We start from the raw sequence: 18,942 nt of genomic DNA, 5'->3' as shown, positions 1-18,942 counted from the left end.
GGTGTCCCTCAGAACCAGATGCGGACGCCGGCCACGATCTGCCGGTCGAGTACGGGTTGATGATCCTGCCGCGCATAGTCGGCCGTGGTGCCGATGCGGCGAACCCAGTTCACGCCAATGTACGGCGCGAATTGACGATGGAACTCGTAGCGCAGGCGCAGGCCGAACTGCACGTCGGATACGCCACTGCCGATGCGTCGTTGCGGATCGTCCTTGCCGTACAGATTGACCTCGGCCTCGGGCTGCAGGATCAATCGCTGGGTGAATAGCAGCTCGTATTCGGCCCGTAGGCGCGCGGCCGTGCGGCCGTTGGTGCCGACGTAGCCGGTCGCTTCCAGCTCGAACCAGTACGGCGCCAGGCCTTGCACGCCGAACGCGGCCCACGTCCGCTTCGGACCTGCGCCTATGTCTTGGCGAGCACCCAGTTGGGTGCTCCAGTAGGTAGCGATGGCGTGGTTCCAGAACGCTTCCAGATCACCATCGTCGAGCTTGCCGCGACTGCGTTCGCCTTCCGTGCGGATCCACAGCTTGTTCTCGTCGTTACCGTACCAGCCTTCGGCCTCCCAGACCTGGCCGTTCGCGTCACGGCCGTGGAACACTTCCAGTTGGTCGATCAGCAGCATGCCTTGCGATGCGTCGTCGAGCATGTGCATACCCAGCATGGGGCCGTAGCCGACGCCGTCGGAATAGTCCGGGCTGCGCGCGTTCGGTGGTGGACTGCCGCCTTGCATCGGGCCCATCGTCATGCCGGGCATCGCGCCCATACCGGCCATGCCACCCTGTGCCTTTGGGGGCATCGCGCCGTGATCCATGCCGACCATGCCAGCGTGGTCCATCCCCTTCATGCCCTCCGGACTCATGCCGGGCATCGAGGCGTGATCCATACCCGACATGTCACCGGTGGGTGCCGCCGACGAAGCCGGCTTGGCGGGCATCGGCATGCCCTGCATCGCACCGTGATCCATACCCTTCATGTCTTGCATGGTGTGGGAGGCTGGAGTTGGCTGTGCAGCGCGGAGTTTCTTCTTGGCTTTCTTGGCGGGCGCTTTCGTCGCGGGTTTCAGCGTGCTGCTCGCGGGAGCCGGCATGGTCATGCCGGGCATGCTGCCGTGATTCATGCCTGACATGGAACTCATATCCATCGGCGACGTGCTGCTGAACGCTGGTGCGCTCTGCGCGGTGGCCACCAATGGCAACGCCAGCAGGAGAGCGGCCAGTAACAGTGACCGATGTGCACGCAATGGGCGGATGCAACGGTTGATCGTCATGACACCACCACCTCACGGAACATGCCCGCTTCCATGTGATACAGCATGTGGCAGTGGTAGGCCCAGCGGCCCAGGTTGTCCGCGCTCACGCCGTAGGCGATGCGCTGAGCTGGCTGCACGTTGATGGTGTGCTTGCGCACCTGGAACTGCCCGTCCGGGTTCTCCAGCTCGCTCCACATACCGTGCAAGTGGATCGGGTGGTTCATCATGGTGTCGTTGACCAGCACCAGGCGTAGCCGCTCGCCGCTGCGGAAATGGACCGGCTTGGCGTCGGAGAACTTCACGCCGTCGAACGACCACATGTAGCGCTCCATGTTGCCGGTGAGGTGCAGCTCGATCTCGCGGCTCGGTTCGCGCGGGTCGATGGAGCCGCCAATCGTGTGCAGGTCGGCATAGGTGAGCACGCGTCGGCCGTTGTCGCGCAGGCCGGTACCCGGGTCATCGAGGTTGGTGCGTGGCATGTCCACGTGCATGTCGACGCCCGGGTTGTGGTATTCGGTGCGGGCGTGATGCACCACCGGTGCGGCAGCTGTTGCCATGCCGCTCATGTCCATGCCGGGCATATCCTGCATCCCGGCCATGCCCGCCATCCCGGACATGCCGCCGTGTCCGCCGCCCTGGGCCATCGCCCCCATCATGTCCACCATGCTCACAGGCATGCGCGGATCCATCGCCGGCACCACCGCCTGCATGCCGGGCCTTGGCGCCAGCGTGCCGCACGCGTAACCGGTGCGGTCGATGGACTGGGCGAAGATCGTGAACGCCCGGTCTTCCTGCGGCTCGACGATCACGTCGTAGGTTTCGGCCACCGAAATGCGGAACTCGTCGACCGGCACCGGTGCCACATCTTGGCCGTCGGCGGAGATCACCGTCAGCTTCAGGCCCGGAATGCGCACGTCGAAGATCGTCATCGACGAACCGTTGATGAAGCGCAGCCGGACCTTCTCGCCGGGCTTGAACAGACCGGTCCAGTTGCCGGCCGGGGCGGCGCCGTTCATCAGGTAGGTATAGGTGTAGCCTGAGACGTCGCTGAGATCGGTGGAGTTCATGCGCATCTGATTCCACATCTTGCGTTCGGCCAGCGCCTGTCGCAGACCCTGTTCACGCACGTCGCGGAAGAACTCGGGCGCGGTGGGTTGCGCGAAGTTGTAGTAATCGCTCTGGCGTTTCAGCGTGGCGAGGATGTGCTCGGGGTTCTGATCCGTCCAGTCGTTGAGCATCACCACGTAATCGCGCGCGGTGGGGTGTCGCTCCGACCCGGCCGGATCGATCACCAGCGAGCCGTACAGTCCGGTCTGTTCCTGGAATCCCGAGTGCGAGTGGTACCAGTAGGTGCCGCTCTGGCGCACCGGGAAACGGTAGGTGAAGGTTTCGCCCGGCGCGATGCCGGGGAAGCTGATGCCCGGCACGCCATCCTCCTGGAACGGCAAGATGATGCCGTGCCAGTGGATCGACGTGGGCACGCGCAAACGATTGGTGACGCGCAGCGTGACCGTGGTGCCTTCCTTCCAGCGCAGGGTTGGCCCAGGGACGCTGCCATTGACGGTGGTGGCCAAGCGCGGGCGCCCGGTGTAGTTCACCGGCGTTTCGGCGATGTCGAGCGCAAAGTCGGTGCCGCTGAGGATGGCAGGTTGCCCCGCAGTGTTCAGCGCCCAGGCTTTTGACGGGCGCAGCAGACCGAGGGCAGCGACGGTGCCGCCGAAGGCGACACCCTGGACGAAACGACGCCGCGACCAGTCCATCGCGGACGGGGGAAGGATTTTCATGGGCCTCTCCAAGGCAGGCGGCATCCTCGTGGCGATGCCGATCACAGCCGATGGCTACGAGGGTCGACACGCGACCGTCGTGAGCCATGCTCATCGAAACGATGGGAGAGTCAGACCGCCGGCGGTCGGAGCGGTGGCGCGTTCGTCCCCGAAGGGGCCGTTATGCCTGAGGGCATCGCGTAGGTTGCCGTCAATGCCATCGAAGCCGGCATCAATGCCGCCCTCGACAGAAGCGCCGTGGCACACATCGCGGCACAGGCGCACTGGCCAACCGCACCGTTGCAGCAGTCCGCCGAGTGATGGCAGCAGGAATCAGCGGCTGTGGACGTGGCCGCGTGATGGCAATGCATGCCGTGTGCTGCGGCCGCGGCGACCATCGTATGCTCGGCCTGAGCATGCGATGCCATCGGCATGCTCATGGGAGCGGCTGCCACGGATTGGATCACGAGCATCAGCCACGCCAACACGCTCATCGCCCGGAGGCGACGAGAACGCGCAAGCTGACGCAACGAGAATCTCATAGAGTGAGCTTACTCGGGCGATCTGGCCCTCTCAACTCTGGAGGTGGGTTCAAGGGGATTCACGGCTTGCTGAAACCCATATGCAAGGTGATTTTGTCGCCGGCTTTCAGGCCGGCCATGGCGGACGGTGGGAAATGCACCTTCAGGGTCATGCCTTCGGTCGTCACCTCGACCACACCGGTCTTCGCATCCGCTGCCGTCACGGTCGCCGGCATCATGTGCATGCCCATCATGTTGTGGTGCATACCCTTCATGTCCGAGTGCATCGCACCCATCTTGTCCATGCCGCTCGTGGGCGTGCTGTCCTGGGCCAAGGCGACACCACTGAGGGCCGATGCGAGCGCCAAGGCGCCAAGCATCGAAAGTAATGATTTGCGTGAAATGGTCATATAGCCGTCCCAACGATGCGTTGCCAGACGCAACAGTGGGAGCGTGCGCCCAATCGTGTGTACGGACGTTGAAATTCTGGCCGATGATCCACTTTGCTGCAGGCCATGGGGTTACACCTTCAAATAATCCTCGCAGGCCACGATCAGTTCGCGTATCTCGGACTCGGTGGCGTCAGGTCGTGCCCGAAGGATGGTGCACAGTTGCGCAATCTGATCGTTATTCGGGATCAACTCCGACGGACTTTCCCACATCCAGTCGATCACGATCGGCAGGAGCTGGGTGGCCGGCAATGTCGCCACCTCCTGGCGGGTGGGTACGTACATACCCATCCAAAAAACCGGGCTATCCAAACCATGGCTTTCCCGGGCAGCCTGGAATGCGCTCGCCGGCATGCCAAAGCGATCGTCGGGGTCAGTCATGGCACATCTCCGTGAGGCACCGAGGTCGCGATGCGTGGTTTGGTGGTACTGGCATGGCGCGCATCTTCTTCCGCATGAACGTAGATCGACGTCGTGCCAATGGAACTGTGGCGGAGGTTCTGCTGAATGTGATGGATGGGTGTGCCGTCCTCGGCCTGGTGCGTGGCGGCCGTATGCCGCAACCAATGCGTCGATGCGCGGCGCACTCGTGTGGCCTTGACCTCATCCTGCCGCTGCAGTGTCTCGGCCACGCGTCGGAAGGTGTCCTTGACGACCTGATAGACCGCCGTGGGCGTCAGCGGGGACGGACGTCCGGCGATGCCCAGAATGGCCGGGATGTTGCCGTCGCCCGAAGGCAACGCGGGCAGTCCGTGGAAGCGCCGATAGCGTGCGAAGTCGTCCATGAGGCCATCGCCCAGGGGAATGGTGCCTTCGACGCCACCTTTCCCCACGGTATGCAGCCACCACCGTCCCCGAAGATGTTGGAAATCACCTTCGCCGGCGGCCGCCGCTTCGGCAGCCCGCAGCGCAGTCTCATAGAGAAAACGAAGCACCCAGCGAGCGCGTTCGTGGCGTTGCCGTTCCCGCGCTGTGTCCTGGGGCCAATCGTCGACGACGCGCAGCACCTCTTCCCAGAGAGCACGGTCCAGATAGCGTTCGATCGTGCGTCGGGTGCCGCGGCGCGCCCGTCGTCGCTGCAGCACAAACGGGCTGCCGGCGAGATAGCCGGCGCGCACGAGGTAGTTGAACAGTCCGGCGAGGATGCCCAGCGCCTGGCGGCGACTGCGCTCGGCCAACGGCCCGACGAACAGTCGTCGATGCTCACCCCGGCGGGCGAGACCGGCATCGCACCAGGTCGCCGGTGGCTGGGCGAGAAACGCCTCATACGCGATCACATCCTCGCGGGTGAGACTGGACACCGGTTTGCCACGCACTTGCGTGGCCCAGAGCAGCAGCCGCTCGGCCTCTTTGCGGTAGCTGCGGAAGGTATGCGGCGAGTCGTGATATTCCGCCAGCCACAGGCCGATGGCGGCCACGTCGTCGTTGGCGGCGATCTGCCGCGCCACGCTGGCCGGGGCTCGGTTGCTTCCGTTACCTCCCGACAGGGCGGGCGGCAAGGTGAGGGGCCACGTCATAAGGCTCAACAAGGGCTCAGTCATGCTTTCCGATGTCCGACACCACGGGAAACGCAGCGTACTGCCAAAAGACTTTCGATTATGGGAGTTATCGTAAATTTCCTGAATGTATAGTTATATATATAACGTAATACTGTGATATACATTGTTTGAATTTTCCAAAAACGACCCGCCGAGTGACTGGAGCCGCCATGAGCCGTGTCAGTGACACCCGCCAACGTACCCGCGAAGCCGCCGCTGCCCTGGTCGCAGACGGCAGACGCCCCCACGAGCTCACTGTCGACCTGATCTATGCCACCATCCAGCAAGGCAGCCGGACCACCATCAACGATGAGTTGAAATTGTGGAAGGATGAGCGCGCCAAGGCCGACGCCCTCGGCGCCGATCTACCGCCGGCGATCGCCGATGCCATGCGCGCACTCTGGGTGGCAGCCGTGGAACAGGGGGAGCATGCCTTCAACGAGCACCGCCAAGCGCTGGAATCCGATCTGGAAGCACAGAAGCGTGCGTACGATGCCGTTGTCGTCGAACGAGATGCGGCGCAGGCCTCGGTTCACCAACTGCAGCACGAGGTCAGTCAACTTCGCGAACAGAGCATTGAGATCCAGCAGCAGCTCGCCCGAGAAATCGAGGCCAAGCGTGACGCCCTTGCCCGGGTTCAGTCATTGCAGCACGAGGTGGCGACCGTTCGCGCCGACATGGCCCAGCAACTGGACACCGCGCGGCAGGTTCACGACCGGTTGACCACCGACTTCCAGGCAACGATAGCCGCCCGCGATGCCGCCTTTCAGGCGGAGCGGGACAAGGCCAACGAACGCATGGAGGCTGCCCAGGCGCGCATGCTGCAGGAAACCGATGCCGCGCGTGAAGGACAGCGGCACGCCGAGCAGCAATTGGCCAAACTGCGGCAACGCAGTGAAGACCAGCAGGCCAATCTCACCGAATTGCGCCTGGACATGGCGCATCTTCGTCGGGAATTGACGGAGGGCGAAGCGCGCTTAGCAGCGATGGCCACCATCACGGGAGAGCGCGACCAGCTTGCCTTGGCGCTGGCTGACGCACGGGGACAGGTCAGTGGCTTGACGGCTGCACTTCAATCAGCGGAAGCCCGCGCAGTGGCCGCAGAGAACCAGATGACCGTGGCTCACAAACGCCGTCCATCCAAGCAAAAATGAGAGCTGCGTTGATACGAAATACTATGATCTGTAAAGACTTTTCGTGCTTATCCCGGTTTTCCGTTCCGTTGCTCCCCAAACCCCAGAATGCCCATGAGCCGTGTCAGTGATACCCGCCAACGTACCCGCGAAGCCGCTGCCCAGCTCGTTGTCGGCGGCAAACGACCCCACGAAATCACGGTCGACCAGATCTATACGGCCATCCAGCAGGGCAGCCGCACGACGATCAATGACGAGTTGAAGCTGTGGAAGGACGAACGTACAAAAGCGGACGCCCTCGGCGCCGATCTCCCGGCCGCTGTGGCCGATGCGATGCGCACCCTGTGGGTGTCCGCTGTCGAGCAGGGCGAAGCGGTATTTGCCGAACAGCGGGGCGCCTTGGAGACCGCTTTGGCGGAGGCCGAGCAGCAGCGGAATGCAGCCCTGCAAACGCGCGCCGATGCCATGGAGATGGCGACAGCACTGACCGAACAGTGCGAAACACTTCGACATGAAGTTGCCGCGCAGCAAGCGCGCGTGGAGACCGAGATGGGTGCGAAGAACCAAGCTCTGCAGGATGGGCAGGCGCTGCAACAAAGGTTCATCACCTTGCAGACCGAGACGGCTGAACAGATCGAACGTATCCGTCAAGCTCAAACCGAACAGGCCGAGGAATTCCAAGCCGCGATCGCGAGCCGAGATGCGGCTTTCCAGATCGAACGCGATAAAGCGAATGAGCGACTGGAGATCGCGCAAGCACGCATGCTGCAGGAGATCGACGCCGCACGCGAAGGCCAGCGGCGCGCGGAAAACCAGCTGACCAAAGCGCGAGAGCGACTGGAACAGCAGCAGGCCAGCTTGGCGGAGCTACGCTTGGATGCAGGGCGCCATCGTCGCGAGTTGGCTGAGCGTGATATCCGCCTTGAAGCACTGGCCACTACTGTCGCAGAGCGGGATCGGATGGTCATCGAGTTGGCCGCAGTTCGCGGGCAATTGGAAGGGATGGGCACGGCGGTGCAGTCGCTCGAAGCCCGGGCGAAAGCCGCAGAAGCTCGGTTAACTCAGACACCCGCACCGCCTCGAAAACGCCGGCAACATTAGAACATCGAAAGACGCGCTTTACATTTTTGGGGGTTGGGCAAAATTAGCCTGGTGCGTCCCCGGCGCGTAGGCGTAGGTGCCGCCAGCGAGGCCTGCGCCCGCCTTGCTCAGCCGGTCGCCCGTCTTGTTGTAGGTGTACGCCTCGACCACCGCGCCGGCGGCATCCCGCACGCCGGTCAGCCGCTGCAGGGCGTCGTAGCTGTAGGTTTCCGAGTTTCCGCGCCGGACAGCGCCGTGATGTTGCCCAGCACGTCGCGGGTGAACTGGAGATCCACCGCGGCGCTGGTCACCGCGGCGATTTCGCCGTTCGCATCGAAGGTGCGGGCGACGGTCTGGCCATTGCCGAGCGTGTAGCTGGCCACCGGCCCGAAGGGTGCGTAGTGGACGTTGGTCGCGATCGGCTGCGCATTGCCGCCGCCGGGCGGGTGCAACGTCGCCGCGGCCACCTGCCCCGCCGCGTCGTGCGTGTATGCCACGCGCGCGCCGCTCGGGTAGGTGATCGAGGCGAGGCGTCCGGCCGGGGTGTAGGCATAGCCGATGACGCTGGCTTTGCCGGCGATGGTCTGCGTCTTGCGCGTGACCTGGCCCTGCCCGTCGTAGCAGTAGACCGTGGACACCCCGCTCGCCTCGACCACGCGCGTCAGGCGCCCGATCGGCAATGACGCGGCGCACCCGGTGATCGTGTCCGGTTCGTCGTAGGTGTAGACGGCGTTCTCCGCGGCGTTCGGGTAGCTCTCGGTCAGCACGCGGCCCAGCGCGTCGAACGTGCGGGTCGTGGTGATTCCGCGTGCGTCGGTGGCCGTCAGCGGGTTGCCCGCATCGTCGTAGGTGAATCCCGATTCCGCGGTGTCGGGGCTGTGCTGGCCGGTGAGGTTGCCCAGGCCGTCGCGGTCATAGATGGTCGGCAGGCCGTCCGGGTCGCTCACGCCGACGAGCTGGTTCAGCGCGTCGTAGGCCATGCTGGTGGTCGCGTTGGCAGTGCCGGCGTCGGTGCCGCCCACGTCGTCCACGGACGACACCAGACGGCCCAGCGGATCGTAGCTCCAGCGATGCGACACGCCGCGGCCGTCGACCGCCGAGGTCGGCCGGCCCGAGGCGTCGTAGCCGTAGCTCTGCACCGTGCGGCCCAGAGCGTCGCGCAGCTCCTTGACGTGTCCCAGCGCGTCGAACACGCGGGAGAGGCTCCGGCTCAGCGTGCCGCTGCTGTCGTGCACCTCCTCCTTCACCCGGCCGCCGGCCGCGTCGAGTGTGTAGTGGATCGTGTTGCCCAGCCCATCGCGCACGTCGGTGAGCCGGCCCAGCGCGTCGTGGGTGGTGTGCAGCACCACGCCGTCGGCATCTGTCACGCTGGCCAGGAACCCGCCGGCGTCGTAGGTGAACGCCGTGGCGCGGCCGCCAACGTTCGTGGCCCGCATGCGCCCGCGCGCGTCGTAGCTCAGCGTTGTCTGGACGCCGTTGGCGTCGGTCAGCGCGATTGGACGGCCGGCCGCGTCGTAGCGGTCGATCGACTGGGTGTGTCCCACGGCATCGGTCATCTGGTGCAGGTCACCGGCGCGGTAGTCGCAGCTGGTGGCCGCACAGCCCGGCGCCGGCGCCGTACGGTAGGCGTAGCTGGTGACTCCGCCGCCGGGCGCCTCGGTGCCCAGCAGCTGGCCGACCACGGCGCAGCCTCCGCTTCCCACATCGCCCGATTCGCAGTAGACCCGCGTCTCTTCGCGGCTGCGAGCGGTACGCGGATCGGTGACGGTGATCGCCACCGGCTGGCCGCGCCCGTTGTAGGTGACCTCGGAGCGAAGCACGGCGGTGCCGGCGGCGTCCTGAACGGTCACGGTCGCCGGACGGGGGGTCGTGCCGGTGCTCCAGGTCGTCACGGTGGTGCGCTTGTCCGGCAGGGATGTGTTGCCGTTCTTGCTCTCGGCCTCAACGCGCGTCAGCTCGAGGCCACGCGCGTCGTAGGTGGTGCGCGTCACCACGCCATCGGGATTCGTGTAGAGCGTGTAGGAGCTGTCGCTCGCATAGGTCCAGGTCTCCGAGCTGACGAGCGTCGCCCCGTCGTAGACCTTGCGCGCGAGTGGGCGGCGCATCAGGTCGTTGGAGAACGTCCACGCGACGCGTCCCTCGCCGGACTGGGTGACCTCGGTCTGAGCCACCGCGCCATAGGTGAGCGTCGTGGTGCTGGCGCCCGGCTGGATGCTGGCGACCACCCGACCGGACTCGTCGTAGGACGCGTCCAGGACGCGCCGGCCGGCTGCGTCGGTCACACCGGTCAGGTGGGTCTGAAAGAAGGAAGAAGAGCAGCTGGAGGACGCCCCCACGCACAGGTGGTCGACCTCGCCGTAGGCGTACTGGCGACTCTTCCCGTCAGGGAACGTAACCGCCGTGAGGCGCTTCGCGGCGTCGTAGGTGTAGGTGGCCAGCTCGACCCCGGCATCGTCGCGCACGCCGGCGAGCATGCCCTGGTCGTAAACGAAGGTGAGGGAGCGGCCGGTGGCGTCGTGGGCGGCGAGGATCTGGGCGCCAGCGACGTCGAAGGTCAGCTGCTGGGAGGGATCGTCGGCCGGCCCCATGCTGCGCAGCGCGCCGGTGCTGTCGAAGCGGATGGCATCGCCGGCGTTCGTAGTGAGCAGCCACCCACCGTCGGTTTCGCGCTGAAGCACCTGGTCGCGCGCTCCAACGGCGGCCATGACCGACGTGCTGCCCGCGATGTATTTGAACTGCACCACGTCGTTCCGCGCGGTGCGCAGCTCCCCGAGCGAGGACGGGCTCACCGAGGTCGGCGGGGTCAGCCGCAGCGTCCAGGCGTGCGACCACGTCGGGCCGAGGCCGCTCTGTGCCGGCGTCTCGTGGCCCGACGCGTACATCCGCGTGAAGGGGTGGCCACGCCAAGTGAAGTCCACCTCAGTCAGGAGCTTCTCGCCGGTTGCCGGCGCGCAGGGGTGGTCCGTGTGCGGGCACGACGTAACGTTTTCGAGGGACTGCTTGCGTAGCAGCACGCTGCCGCCATTGCATACACGGGGCCATTGCGCACTGCTGGGGCCGGTGGCTGGCGTGAATCCGGCGGGGCACGTCAGGTTCGCGGTCCAGCGCAGCTGGTAGTAGCGCTTCGAGATCGAGCCGGTCGAGCCGCACGTGCGAGTCTCCAACACGAGCGTGCGCGGAGAGTCCGGGTTGAACATGCTCCCAGAGGCGTATCGGAACTGGGTCACGCCGCGGACGACATAAGGATTGTCGCCCCAGCTGTAGGGCGCCGCCGGCGCGGTGCCCGTGATCGAGCTGGACACGAGGCACGTCGTGGTGCCGTCGACCACCCTGCTGGTGATGGCCTGGACAAGGGCTGCCTCGCTGCTGCAGTAGCTCCCGAGACCCGGGTCATCGGTGTCGCACGCAAGCGAGGTAAACGAGGGCGTCCTGTAGACGTTGGTCCACGGAGTGCCAATCTGCTGCGACGTGCAGTAGGTTAGCGCGGTGGCTGCGCTTTCGCGGGAGACTCTGCATAACGCGAGCGCGTCATTCCAGTAGGGATTTGCCTCCCTGAGGGCGCTCTGCGCGGCGCCGAGGCTCGCAAAGTTCTGCCCCTCGTAGGTGTACCGGAGATCTGTGGCGGAGGCGCCGCAGGTTTCAAGGAATGCAGCAAGGACAAGCCCAAGGTGCACAGGGCGGTGATAGCGAGCGGAGCACGGCATAGGTGGACCAACGGCGGGGCGCTGAACTGCGCGGCACCGCAGACGGTAAGGCGCAACCACCTTGATCACCGCGCAAAAGGAGGGCGTCGGTGGGGTCCCTTTTCTCGGCACGAGACGAGCTGGCACCCAGGTGCATGACGGCTTCCCTTCGCCGGACTGCCCTATCCGTGTTCCGCGCTCAACTCCGCCGCGACAGCGGCGCGGCTGGGACGTCGTAGGTGCGCATGAGGCGGTCGGCCAGGTGGGCTGGAATGGGGACTGCAAAGACGACCAGCTCGGGTTGTCGCGTACGCAGGCCAACCCTCACCAGCCACGCCTGCAACCAGCTCAGCGGCGGCTTCCAAACCAAGGTAGCGCCGCTATCAGACCGGTCTACGCATGCGCCATCCACCTGAAGATTGTGAAATGCAAAGATCAACTGGGCGCTGGAATCGCCTTCTGGCGCCGAGAACGCGACGATCGAGAGCGATTTGAGCGCGTCGCCGCTGATGTGCAAGGTCGCAGCGTAATGGCCGCCGCCGTGGATCCATTCAATGCGGTATGAATCGTTCATCAGGGTTCCGGTCGGGGCCGCATCGGCGGTCTATTGGAAGGACGGTTGCTGGTCCGATCACGACTCGACGTCGGCTGTGCTTTGGCCGGCGAGTGGGCCGTGAAGCCCGGCGTCCGTGCGGAGCGCTCCTCCACCATCAGTTTCCAGCGGCCTTGTTGATGGCACCCATGGCCGGTAGGTTGGTGGCCAAATCCTGCGCGAGCTGCCCCAGCTCCGCTCGCACTCGGCTGCGTGTGGACTGATACCGGGCCAGTTCGCCGGAGAGCGCGACACAGCCGGGGATCGAGGCCTGCGTGGTGCATGGGTTGTTCGCTACCTGGCGGTCCAGGTCCTGAATGTGCTCGTGTCCCATCTGCACGTCTTGCTCGACCTGCAACCGGAGGAGGTTCAACTGAAACGCGAGCTGCCCGACCCGAAAGCCCGCTTGCGAGGAGTCGAACTCTCGATTCGCTGCTGCGAGGCGGCGCTTGGCCGCCAACGCCTGCCGCGCGGTCGCGACAAGACCTTCCTCTTCCTTGCGCACGTCGTCAGGACCGCGGGTGTTAGCGGCTATCCGCCCGTTGTAACTGGACAGTGCCTGCGTCAGCTCGGCGACCCGCTTCAGAGCATCCGCAGCGCGCCTCTCTTGAGCCAGATCCCGCTTCCGATCCGCGCCAGCGACCTCGAGCGCGTGAGAGGACTGCTCGAATCCCTCCATGGTCCCGGAAGAGAGGCGGAGCAGGCCCTCTGGCATCGCCAGGTTGATTCCGCTGGACGTCACCTCGCCGCTGACATTCCGCGTCTGACCGAACATCGCGTTGGACTTGAGCGTGAGCGCGATCGACTTGCTCCGGCCGTCCACGCTTCCATCGGTGATGCTGAAGTCGACACGCGTGGTGTCGCCCGGCGGGGTGAGCTGCACGGCGGACAGCGTTCCCATCAGGCGATGATCCGCATCCTCGGTCAGCTGCAGCATCACGGCGGCGTGGGCATCGCTCGCCGTGTAGGTTCCCGACAGCGAATGGGAGCCACATCCGCCCAGGGTCAGCGCTGCGAGTATCAGCGCCACCATTCTGACGTTCATCTGCCCTGCCCCTGTGCTGTCCCTGTGCTGGCGCCGATACTACGCCGTCACCACCGGCGTGATCATCCAGCTGGCGCCGGACTGACGCTGCGCACCTGATCGATCCGCGAGAGAGCGAAGACTCGCCGGCCGTCGACGGTGCAATCCCCGACCAGGCAGTAGGTGCTCTCGCCGGCGACCTCACTCATCTGAAGCCACCTTGGACGCACCGTACGTTCGCGCCAGCCGGTACCGTCCTCCTCCTGGTGCAGGAACGCGATCAGGCCACCGGCCAGCATCGCACGCCGGAGATAGCCTTCCAGCTCCTCACCGGCGCGGCGCGGCGCGGCGACCTTGGTGGTCGCGCTTGAGGCGCGCGCCTGATCCCACAGCTGCTCCACCTCTTTCTCGCGGCGTGCGGCTGCGCGCGCCAGCATCGCCTCAAGCAGCGCAATCGTCCCCATGCCGGCGAACAGGCCCGCGGGGACTCCGAGGAACGCCTGCCCCGATGTCACGCCGCGGTGATAGGAGCATGCCCCGCGGCGACCGATGGCGTCCGATGAGGTGCCGTCGGAGCATCTTGGGCCGGGCACGATCGCCGCCACGCCGCAGAAGACACCCACTGCGACGACAATGCCGACCAGCCATATCCAGCCCGTTCCACTGCTGGGTCTTGTCTCTTTCATACCTTGATCCTGGCAGCGATGCCCGCGTCGTTACTCGGAGACGATCTCGAATCCGCGTTCGGCGGCGGCCTGCGCCAGCCTGCGAAGGAATGCGTCGTTGTCCATCCCGGCCGCAACGTCGCCATAGGTGGGCCACGGCTCGCCGAGCAGATACAGGGACAGGACGTTGGAGAGCTGACCGCGCAGCTCGGTGTCGTCCACGCCCGATTCCTCGAGGTCGTCGACCAGCTCGTCCTCGCCTTGGAGCAGTTCGCGCACCTGATCGACGGTAAGACGCACGCCCGTCACCTCAAGAGCTTCGGCGATGTCAGTGGCCAGCTCGCTATCAATCGCTGTCGTCATGCGCCCTACTTCGGCTGGCTGGCCAGCGCCGGCACATCGCCGATGCCCGTGTGGTGATAGCGGTCCTCTCCCGTGGACGCGCGGTGCGTCTTCCACTGCCCGGTATCCGCGCCCCACTTCACGCCATCACCGTGATGGTCGTAGGAGAAGCCACCGGCGCGCAGCGCGGGGACCAGTAGGGGAAACTCTTCGCCGGTGCCGTCGCCGGCCTCGAAGACGAGGCCTTCGGGATCCACGAGGTTCGCGGCCACACCCTCATAGACGAGTGCGCCGAGCACTTTCAGGTCACCAAACGCGGCGGCTTTGAAACGTATTACGCGATTTGCCATTGCAGCTCCTTGTCTCCGTCATGCGAGTGCCTCGCATGCGTGTTTTCTGCGGTACCGAATAGGCTGACCCAAGCCGTCTCGCCTCTGCCAGCAGGTAGCCATGTCGCGTGCGGCGCGGCCGGACTCGTCAGAGAGTTGCCCTCTCCAACGGGGACACCCAGTCGGGCTCACCGCACCCAGTCATGAGCATGAAGATGTCCTGTGAGGGATCGTCGGTCGATGCGGGAACAACGTGCTTCGCGCCGGCCGGGTCATAGACCCGATAACTTCTCTCCATCGTCGGATGCCCGTAGTCGTCATCGACCAATGACGCGGAGCCGATTCGGGCGATCCATCCCCTCCAGCGAACCGTGTTCCCGCGATTCACCAGGTGCTCGTGAATCACGTCGCACGAGATCTGGTCTACGTCGATGGGGCGCAACCGCTCGTAGGCCTCAACGTAGCTGGAGCGGTGCTCAAGGAGCGGCCAGAACGGAGACTCGCGCAGATCCTGCCCGGTCGAACGCCCACGCCTCCCAGCACGCCTCATGCCGTCTGCAACTTGATCATTGAGGACAACGAAAGGGTGGGAAGTGCGGTCAATCAACCATGCGTCGTGGTCGCTCAACGGCGGGGCGTTGCCAACGGCTTCGCGCAAGCGGAGGTCGATCGACAGGCCGACAAGCTCGTATACCTCCTCGAAGGTCATTGGTGTCTTCATGCGGTCGTTCCCCTCCGATGGTCGACCTGCGCTGCACCTGTGACCGACACGTTAAAGCCGGCCGGACCAACCTTCCATGCGAGTGTGCGGCCGATGACCTCGGTTGCGAGTTGTTGTCCGGCCCGTACACGCGGTGCGGCGAAGGCCCCGACGAGTAAGGGCCCTGCGACGCACACCCCAAGGAGCGTACGAATCATGCGGACGCCGGTGCGTTTGTCCATGTCATGTGTTCTCCATTGGCGTGACGATGCCGGGGATTCGCTCAGAAGCCGGCGGTGAATGTGTCCTCAGCGCCGCGATGCGCATTCTCAAAGCGAGTGTATCTCCCCAGGAATGCGAGTTTCACCGTATCCGTCGGGCCGTTGCGCTGCTTGCCTACGATCACTTCCGCAAACCCTTTGTCCTCGGAGTCGCGGTTGTAGTACTCGTCCCGGTAGATGAACATGATCAGGTCCGCATCCTGCTCGATCGCACCAGACTCGCGCAGGTCAGACATGACCGGCCGCTTATCGGCTCGCTGCTCCAGCGAGCGGTTGAGCTGGGACAGGGCCACCACGGGCACGTTCAGTTCCTTGGCCAGCGCCTTGAGGCTGCGGGAGATCTCCGAAATCTCGGTCGCGCGATTCTCCGAGTTGCCGGGCACCTGCATCAGCTGCAGGTAGTCGATGACGATGAGCGCCAAGCCGCCCTGTTCGCGGTGGAGCCGGCGTGCGCGCGATCGCAGCTCGCCCGGCGATAGCGATGGCGTGTCGTCGATGAAGATCTTGGCGCTGGTGAGCTTGTTCACAGCCTCAGTGACGCGGGGCCAGTCCTCCTCGGCCAAGTCGCCCGTACGCAGGTGCTGCGCATCGATCCGGCCCATGGATGAGATCAGGCGCAGGCCAAGCTGCGACGCAGACATCTCCATCGAGAAGACCACAACGGCTCGTTTGCTCGTGACGGCCGCGGACTCGGCGACATTGAGCGCGAAGGCCGTCTTGCCCATGGAGGGGCGCGCCGCGACGATCACGAGGTCACTGGGTTGCAGGCCGGCCGTCAGCTTGTCCAGATCGGCAAAGCCGGTGGCGACGCCCGTGAGTTGGCCGCGGTTTTCGTAGCGGTGCACGAGGACCTGGAAGGCAGCTCTCGAGACATCCGTGGAACTGTGGATCTCCTTCCTGCCTGTGGCGTTCCCTTCAGCGATCTTGAAAATGGCCTGTTCGGCCTGCTGGACGATCTCCTCGGCATCGGCGGCATAGGGCGCGAGAGCGTCCTGGGTGATCTTGGTGCTCACGTCGGCCAGGCGCCGCAGTGTGGCCTTGTCGCGCACGATCTGCGCATAGGCGACGATGTTCGCGGCGCTGGGCGTGATGTTCGCCAGGTGAATGACGTAGCTGGGTTCGATGCCCCGAGCATGCTGGTGTCGACCAAGCCAGTCGGAGAGCGTGACCGCGTCGGCCGGCGCGCCTTGCTCGTTGAGGTCGACGATGGCCTCGAAAAGGATGCGGTGGTCGCGGCTGTAGAAGTCGTCGGCCGACACGACGCCGGCGATCGTATCCAGCGCCTCGGTGCTCAGCAGCAGGCCGCCAATGACCGCCTGCTCAGCTTCGCGTGAGTTAGGGGGTACGCGGAGCCCTCTGGGCGGCTCCTCATAGGAGAAGGGTTGATCCTGCAGCTGTGCGTTCATGGGCTCTGCGGTTGTTTCGACCCTTCCACCCTGCATGACGTTTCGCTGGTCACCAAACGCTCCCGCGGGGCCGCCTGAAGCTCTCCAAATTGACTTCGCGGCGGCAACGCAGCCCCGTCGCTGGCTGCCCGCCTCTCGCTCCTTGGAAGACTACCGGCGAGGGGCGATGAGAGTCAGGGCAACGCTGACCCCGGCGACCGTCCAGCAGACGATGAGGATGCCCGTCCAGGGCACGTGACTGTATGTGGCGGCCAGCTCTGCGTAGGTGCACTCGAAGGACTCAAGGCCGCAGGTCTTGTTCGCCACTGGCGCGGGCAGTAGCACCCAGAATATCAACCGCGCGAGGGTTGCGATGGAGGCGCCTGCAACGGCGAGTCCAGCAAGGCCCTAATGCTTCGTGACGGCCGCAAGGCCGAGGACAGGCGTGAGAATGATCCCCACGGTGCCGGCGCCCATCAGTAGCTGCGCGATCCAGCTGTGATTCTTCTCTGACATGGTCAAGCCTCCTGGCTCGATGGATGGATGGGGAGTGGCCTGCCGGTCCGCACGGGAGCCGCGGTCCGTCACCGCGACGCCACCAGCTCAATGCCGGCCACGTGCTGTTGCAGGACGCGACGTGCGACGGCCCAGACCTCTGGGGCGAGGTGGAAGGCGATCCGGTCACGGTGGAGCACCAGCCGCACCGCGGTTCCAATGGCGTGCAAGTCGCCGTCGCCGTACTGCTTGGTCATGTAGCGCAGTCGCTTCACCACGGCGCCACCGGCTTCCTGCAGGCTTACGGCGTGGGGCGCCTGCCCGCACACGGCACACATCGTGGCGAGCGAGATCAGCGCACGGTCGATGCTGGCCACTTGCGCAGGCGTCAAGTGCCACGGCATTTCCTGGTCCTGTCGCGTGAGGTGGGAATAGACCACAGTGCCGAAGTCACTGGGGCCGTGGGACAGAACCCAGGCGGTCGGCATGCGCATGCCGACGCTGACGATCAATTCTTCGGCCGCTTGCTTTCGTGCGTCGTCCGGGACGCTCTCGGGCGTGAGGCGGACGATCACCCGGCGGAGGAACTCTCCGAGAGAGTGGCCCCGCGCGTAGCGGATTTTCTGAAGTGCGTGATCGAGCGCGCCGAGCGTGTGGCGCGGAGGCTGGGTCGTCCAGTCGATCAGGTCCTCGACCGGGACGCTGGCCTTAGCGCCCATCGGGTCGAGCTCGGGGCGCGCCCGGAGCATCAGCAGCGCGGCAAGCTGGCGAAAGATGTCCTGAGCCGACGCGGTGCGTTCGAGGGCGTTGTTGAGCATGGCCGTCTGGCCGGGAAGGTATCCCAGCCCGCTCAGCGTTCCCACCAGCGCGATGGCGTTCTCCGCGGCGGCTTGGAGGCGATCGAGATGCGCGAGATAAAGAGCGTCGAGGGACGTGGCCAGCGCGCACAGACCGTTGCTCTCAGGGCGCGCGACCCCGGGGGCAATATCGGAGCTGGGCTGCCCGCGCAGATCGGCTGAAGCGTCATTCACCGGGTCTTGCCTGTCATGGATTGGTTATGGATGTGCCCATGGCAGCGCTGCCTACGGCTCCGCGCGACGCGGCGCTGCCCGCCCGGGACACGGGTTGTCAGGCGTTCTGGGCGGTCGACGAACCATCGGCAACGCGCAACTGCTGAAGCAGCTTCTGGCGCGTAACCACCGGATCATGCTTGACGGTGAATGCGCGGATGGCGCGGATGTCTCGCTGCCGGATGACCTTGTCCTCCTGCAGCCACGACCGCACCGTGTCTGCGATCAATGGGTAGCGAGCGACAGCGGTCTGCAACCACTCCAGGTCGCCGTTATCCGCTTTGCGGAAGTCATCCTCTACGCGCGCGCGCTGGATCGCCGGATCTTGCTCGCGGACCCATCGATTCAAGGCGCCCGCCACCACGCACATGCCGATTACGGCGACGGTGGCTCCGATCCACTGCATATCTGTTTCATCCGTCGAGCTGCGGGCTACGATGAAGCCTGCCGCGATGAGATTTACAGCGACCATTCCAAGGAAACTACTCAGCTTCAAGCGGCCGACGACTGGCGGGAGGTCGGGGTGGGCCGACAGGCGACGGTCCTTGTCGGCGGCCGCCTGTTCGTGGCTGAAACACTGGTGATCGAAAGTCATCAGGAGATTCCTCGTAACCATTTTGCGGAGATGCAGGGCACGCGCGA

The 18,942-nt window shown here is 65.2% G+C and carries 17 protein-coding genes; 2 read left to right on the top strand and 15 right to left on the bottom strand.

Annotated elements, in window-relative coordinates:
* Positions 1 to 8: 8 nt before the first annotated feature.
* From LRK53_RS18505 to LRK53_RS18485, 5 genes are all read right to left on the bottom strand, one after another.
* Positions 9 to 1,268 carry a copper resistance protein B gene (locus LRK53_RS18505; protein WP_027489468.1) on the bottom strand — a complete coding sequence of 420 codons (1,260 nt, stop codon included), beginning with the start codon at positions 1,266 to 1,268 and terminating at the stop codon, positions 9 to 11.
* Positions 1,265 to 3,034, bottom strand: coding sequence for a copper resistance system multicopper oxidase (locus tag LRK53_RS18500; RefSeq protein WP_027489469.1), 1,770 nt, complete (start codon positions 3,032 to 3,034; stop codon positions 1,265 to 1,267). Before LRK53_RS18500 ends, LRK53_RS18505 begins: the two co-directional genes overlap by 4 nt.
* A 580-nt stretch (positions 3,035 to 3,614) precedes the next feature.
* Positions 3,615 to 3,944, bottom strand: coding sequence for a hypothetical protein (locus LRK53_RS18495; RefSeq protein ID WP_027489470.1), 330 nt, complete (start codon positions 3,942 to 3,944; stop codon positions 3,615 to 3,617).
* Positions 3,945 to 4,055: 111 nt separating this feature from the next.
* Positions 4,056 to 4,364 (bottom strand): hypothetical protein, encoded by a 309-nt coding sequence (locus LRK53_RS18490; protein ID WP_027489471.1) that lies wholly within the window; start codon positions 4,362 to 4,364, stop codon positions 4,056 to 4,058.
* Positions 4,361 to 5,524, bottom strand: coding sequence for a tyrosine-type recombinase/integrase (locus LRK53_RS18485; RefSeq protein ID WP_027489472.1), 1,164 nt, complete (start codon positions 5,522 to 5,524; stop codon positions 4,361 to 4,363). The genes LRK53_RS18490 and LRK53_RS18485 overlap by 4 nt, the downstream gene beginning before the upstream one ends.
* A gap of 167 nt (positions 5,525 to 5,691) precedes the next feature.
* Here LRK53_RS18485 and LRK53_RS18480 point away from each other — a divergent pair, with 167 nt between their 5' ends.
* Together LRK53_RS18480 and LRK53_RS18475 are read left to right on the top strand one after the other, a co-directional pair.
* Positions 5,692 to 6,675, top strand: a complete 984-nt coding sequence (locus LRK53_RS18480) for a DNA-binding protein (protein WP_037089531.1) — start codon at positions 5,692 to 5,694, stop codon at positions 6,673 to 6,675.
* A 93-nt stretch (positions 6,676 to 6,768) separates the two neighbouring features.
* Positions 6,769 to 7,755: a DNA-binding protein gene (locus LRK53_RS18475; protein WP_015447915.1), complete on the top strand. Its 987-nt coding sequence runs from the start codon at positions 6,769 to 6,771 to the stop codon at positions 7,753 to 7,755.
* Positions 7,756 to 7,931: 176 nt separating this feature from the next.
* Here the strand turns inward: LRK53_RS18475 and LRK53_RS18470 are convergent, their stop codons facing one another.
* From LRK53_RS18470 to LRK53_RS18425, 10 genes are all read right to left on the bottom strand, one after another.
* On the bottom strand, positions 7,932 to 10,898 hold the full coding sequence (locus LRK53_RS18470) for a DUF6531 domain-containing protein (protein ID WP_235642845.1): 2,967 nt from the start codon (positions 10,896 to 10,898) through the stop codon (positions 7,932 to 7,934).
* A 718-nt stretch (positions 10,899 to 11,616) separates the two neighbouring features.
* The gene (locus LRK53_RS18465) at positions 11,617 to 11,991 is read right to left on the bottom strand and encodes a hypothetical protein (RefSeq protein WP_235642844.1); all 375 of its coding nucleotides are present in this window, start codon (positions 11,989 to 11,991) and stop codon (positions 11,617 to 11,619) included.
* A gap of 136 nt (positions 11,992 to 12,127) precedes the next feature.
* A complete protein-coding gene (locus LRK53_RS18460; RefSeq protein WP_235642843.1) occupies positions 12,128 to 13,054 on the bottom strand; it encodes a hypothetical protein in 927 nt (308 codons plus the stop codon).
* Positions 13,055 to 13,116: 62 nt separating this feature from the next.
* Positions 13,117 to 13,719, bottom strand: a complete 603-nt coding sequence (locus tag LRK53_RS18455; protein WP_235642842.1) for a DUF3761 domain-containing protein — start codon at positions 13,717 to 13,719, stop codon at positions 13,117 to 13,119.
* A gap of 30 nt (positions 13,720 to 13,749) precedes the next feature.
* Positions 13,750 to 14,061, bottom strand: a complete 312-nt coding sequence (locus LRK53_RS18450; protein WP_235642841.1) for a hypothetical protein — start codon at positions 14,059 to 14,061, stop codon at positions 13,750 to 13,752.
* Positions 14,062 to 14,066: 5 nt separating this feature from the next.
* Positions 14,067 to 14,390: a hypothetical protein gene (locus tag LRK53_RS18445; protein ID WP_235642840.1), complete on the bottom strand. Its 324-nt coding sequence runs from the start codon at positions 14,388 to 14,390 to the stop codon at positions 14,067 to 14,069.
* Positions 14,391 to 14,517: 127 nt separating this feature from the next.
* Complete coding sequence (locus LRK53_RS18440; RefSeq protein ID WP_235642839.1) at positions 14,518 to 15,090, bottom strand: hypothetical protein; 573 nt, start codon at positions 15,088 to 15,090, stop codon at positions 14,518 to 14,520.
* Between the two features lie 262 nt (positions 15,091 to 15,352).
* Positions 15,353 to 16,756 (bottom strand): replicative DNA helicase, encoded by a 1,404-nt coding sequence (gene dnaB / locus LRK53_RS18435; RefSeq protein WP_235642838.1) that lies wholly within the window; start codon positions 16,754 to 16,756, stop codon positions 15,353 to 15,355.
* A gap of 563 nt (positions 16,757 to 17,319) precedes the next feature.
* Positions 17,320 to 18,261, bottom strand: coding sequence for a hypothetical protein (locus LRK53_RS18430; protein ID WP_235642837.1), 942 nt, complete (start codon positions 18,259 to 18,261; stop codon positions 17,320 to 17,322).
* A gap of 97 nt (positions 18,262 to 18,358) precedes the next feature.
* A complete protein-coding gene (locus LRK53_RS18425; RefSeq protein WP_235642836.1) occupies positions 18,359 to 18,895 on the bottom strand; it encodes a hypothetical protein in 537 nt (178 codons plus the stop codon).
* Between the last annotated feature and the right edge of the window lie 47 nt (positions 18,896 to 18,942).

The organism is Rhodanobacter thiooxydans, from assembly GCF_021545845.1.
Taxonomy (GTDB): domain Bacteria; phylum Pseudomonadota; class Gammaproteobacteria; order Xanthomonadales; family Rhodanobacteraceae; genus Rhodanobacter.
This window is presented reverse-complemented; position numbering and strand designations above follow the sequence as displayed.

Excerpts from the sequence above, each read along its gene's own strand:
- LRK53_RS18455 (WP_235642842.1), bottom strand. The coding sequence starts at position 13,719 with ATGAAAGAGACAAGACCCAGCAGTGGAACGGGCTGGATATGGCTGGTC.
- LRK53_RS18445 (WP_235642840.1), bottom strand. The coding sequence starts at position 14,390 with ATGGCAAATCGCGTAATACGTTTCAAAGCCGCCGCGTTTGGTGACCTG.
- LRK53_RS18505 (WP_027489468.1), bottom strand. The coding sequence starts at position 1,268 with ATGACGATCAACCGTTGCATCCGCCCATTGCGTGCACATCGGTCACTG.
- LRK53_RS18440 (WP_235642839.1), bottom strand. The coding sequence starts at position 15,090 with ATGAAGACACCAATGACCTTCGAGGAGGTATACGAGCTTGTCGGCCTG.
- LRK53_RS18480 (WP_037089531.1), top strand. The coding sequence starts at position 5,692 with ATGAGCCGTGTCAGTGACACCCGCCAACGTACCCGCGAAGCCGCCGCT.
- LRK53_RS18450 (WP_235642841.1), bottom strand. The coding sequence starts at position 14,061 with ATGACGACAGCGATTGATAGCGAGCTGGCCACTGACATCGCCGAAGCT.
- LRK53_RS18500 (WP_027489469.1), bottom strand. The coding sequence starts at position 3,034 with ATGAAAATCCTTCCCCCGTCCGCGATGGACTGGTCGCGGCGTCGTTTC.
- LRK53_RS18475 (WP_015447915.1), top strand. The coding sequence starts at position 6,769 with ATGAGCCGTGTCAGTGATACCCGCCAACGTACCCGCGAAGCCGCTGCC.
- LRK53_RS18485 (WP_027489472.1), bottom strand. The coding sequence starts at position 5,524 with ATGACTGAGCCCTTGTTGAGCCTTATGACGTGGCCCCTCACCTTGCCG.
- dnaB (WP_235642838.1), bottom strand. The coding sequence starts at position 16,756 with ATGAACGCACAGCTGCAGGATCAACCCTTCTCCTATGAGGAGCCGCCC.
- LRK53_RS18490 (WP_027489471.1), bottom strand. The coding sequence starts at position 4,364 with ATGACTGACCCCGACGATCGCTTTGGCATGCCGGCGAGCGCATTCCAG.
- LRK53_RS18425 (WP_235642836.1), bottom strand. The coding sequence starts at position 18,895 with ATGACTTTCGATCACCAGTGTTTCAGCCACGAACAGGCGGCCGCCGAC.
- LRK53_RS18460 (WP_235642843.1), bottom strand. The coding sequence starts at position 13,054 with ATGAACGTCAGAATGGTGGCGCTGATACTCGCAGCGCTGACCCTGGGC.
- LRK53_RS18465 (WP_235642844.1), bottom strand. The coding sequence starts at position 11,991 with ATGAACGATTCATACCGCATTGAATGGATCCACGGCGGCGGCCATTAC.
- LRK53_RS18495 (WP_027489470.1), bottom strand. The coding sequence starts at position 3,944 with ATGACCATTTCACGCAAATCATTACTTTCGATGCTTGGCGCCTTGGCG.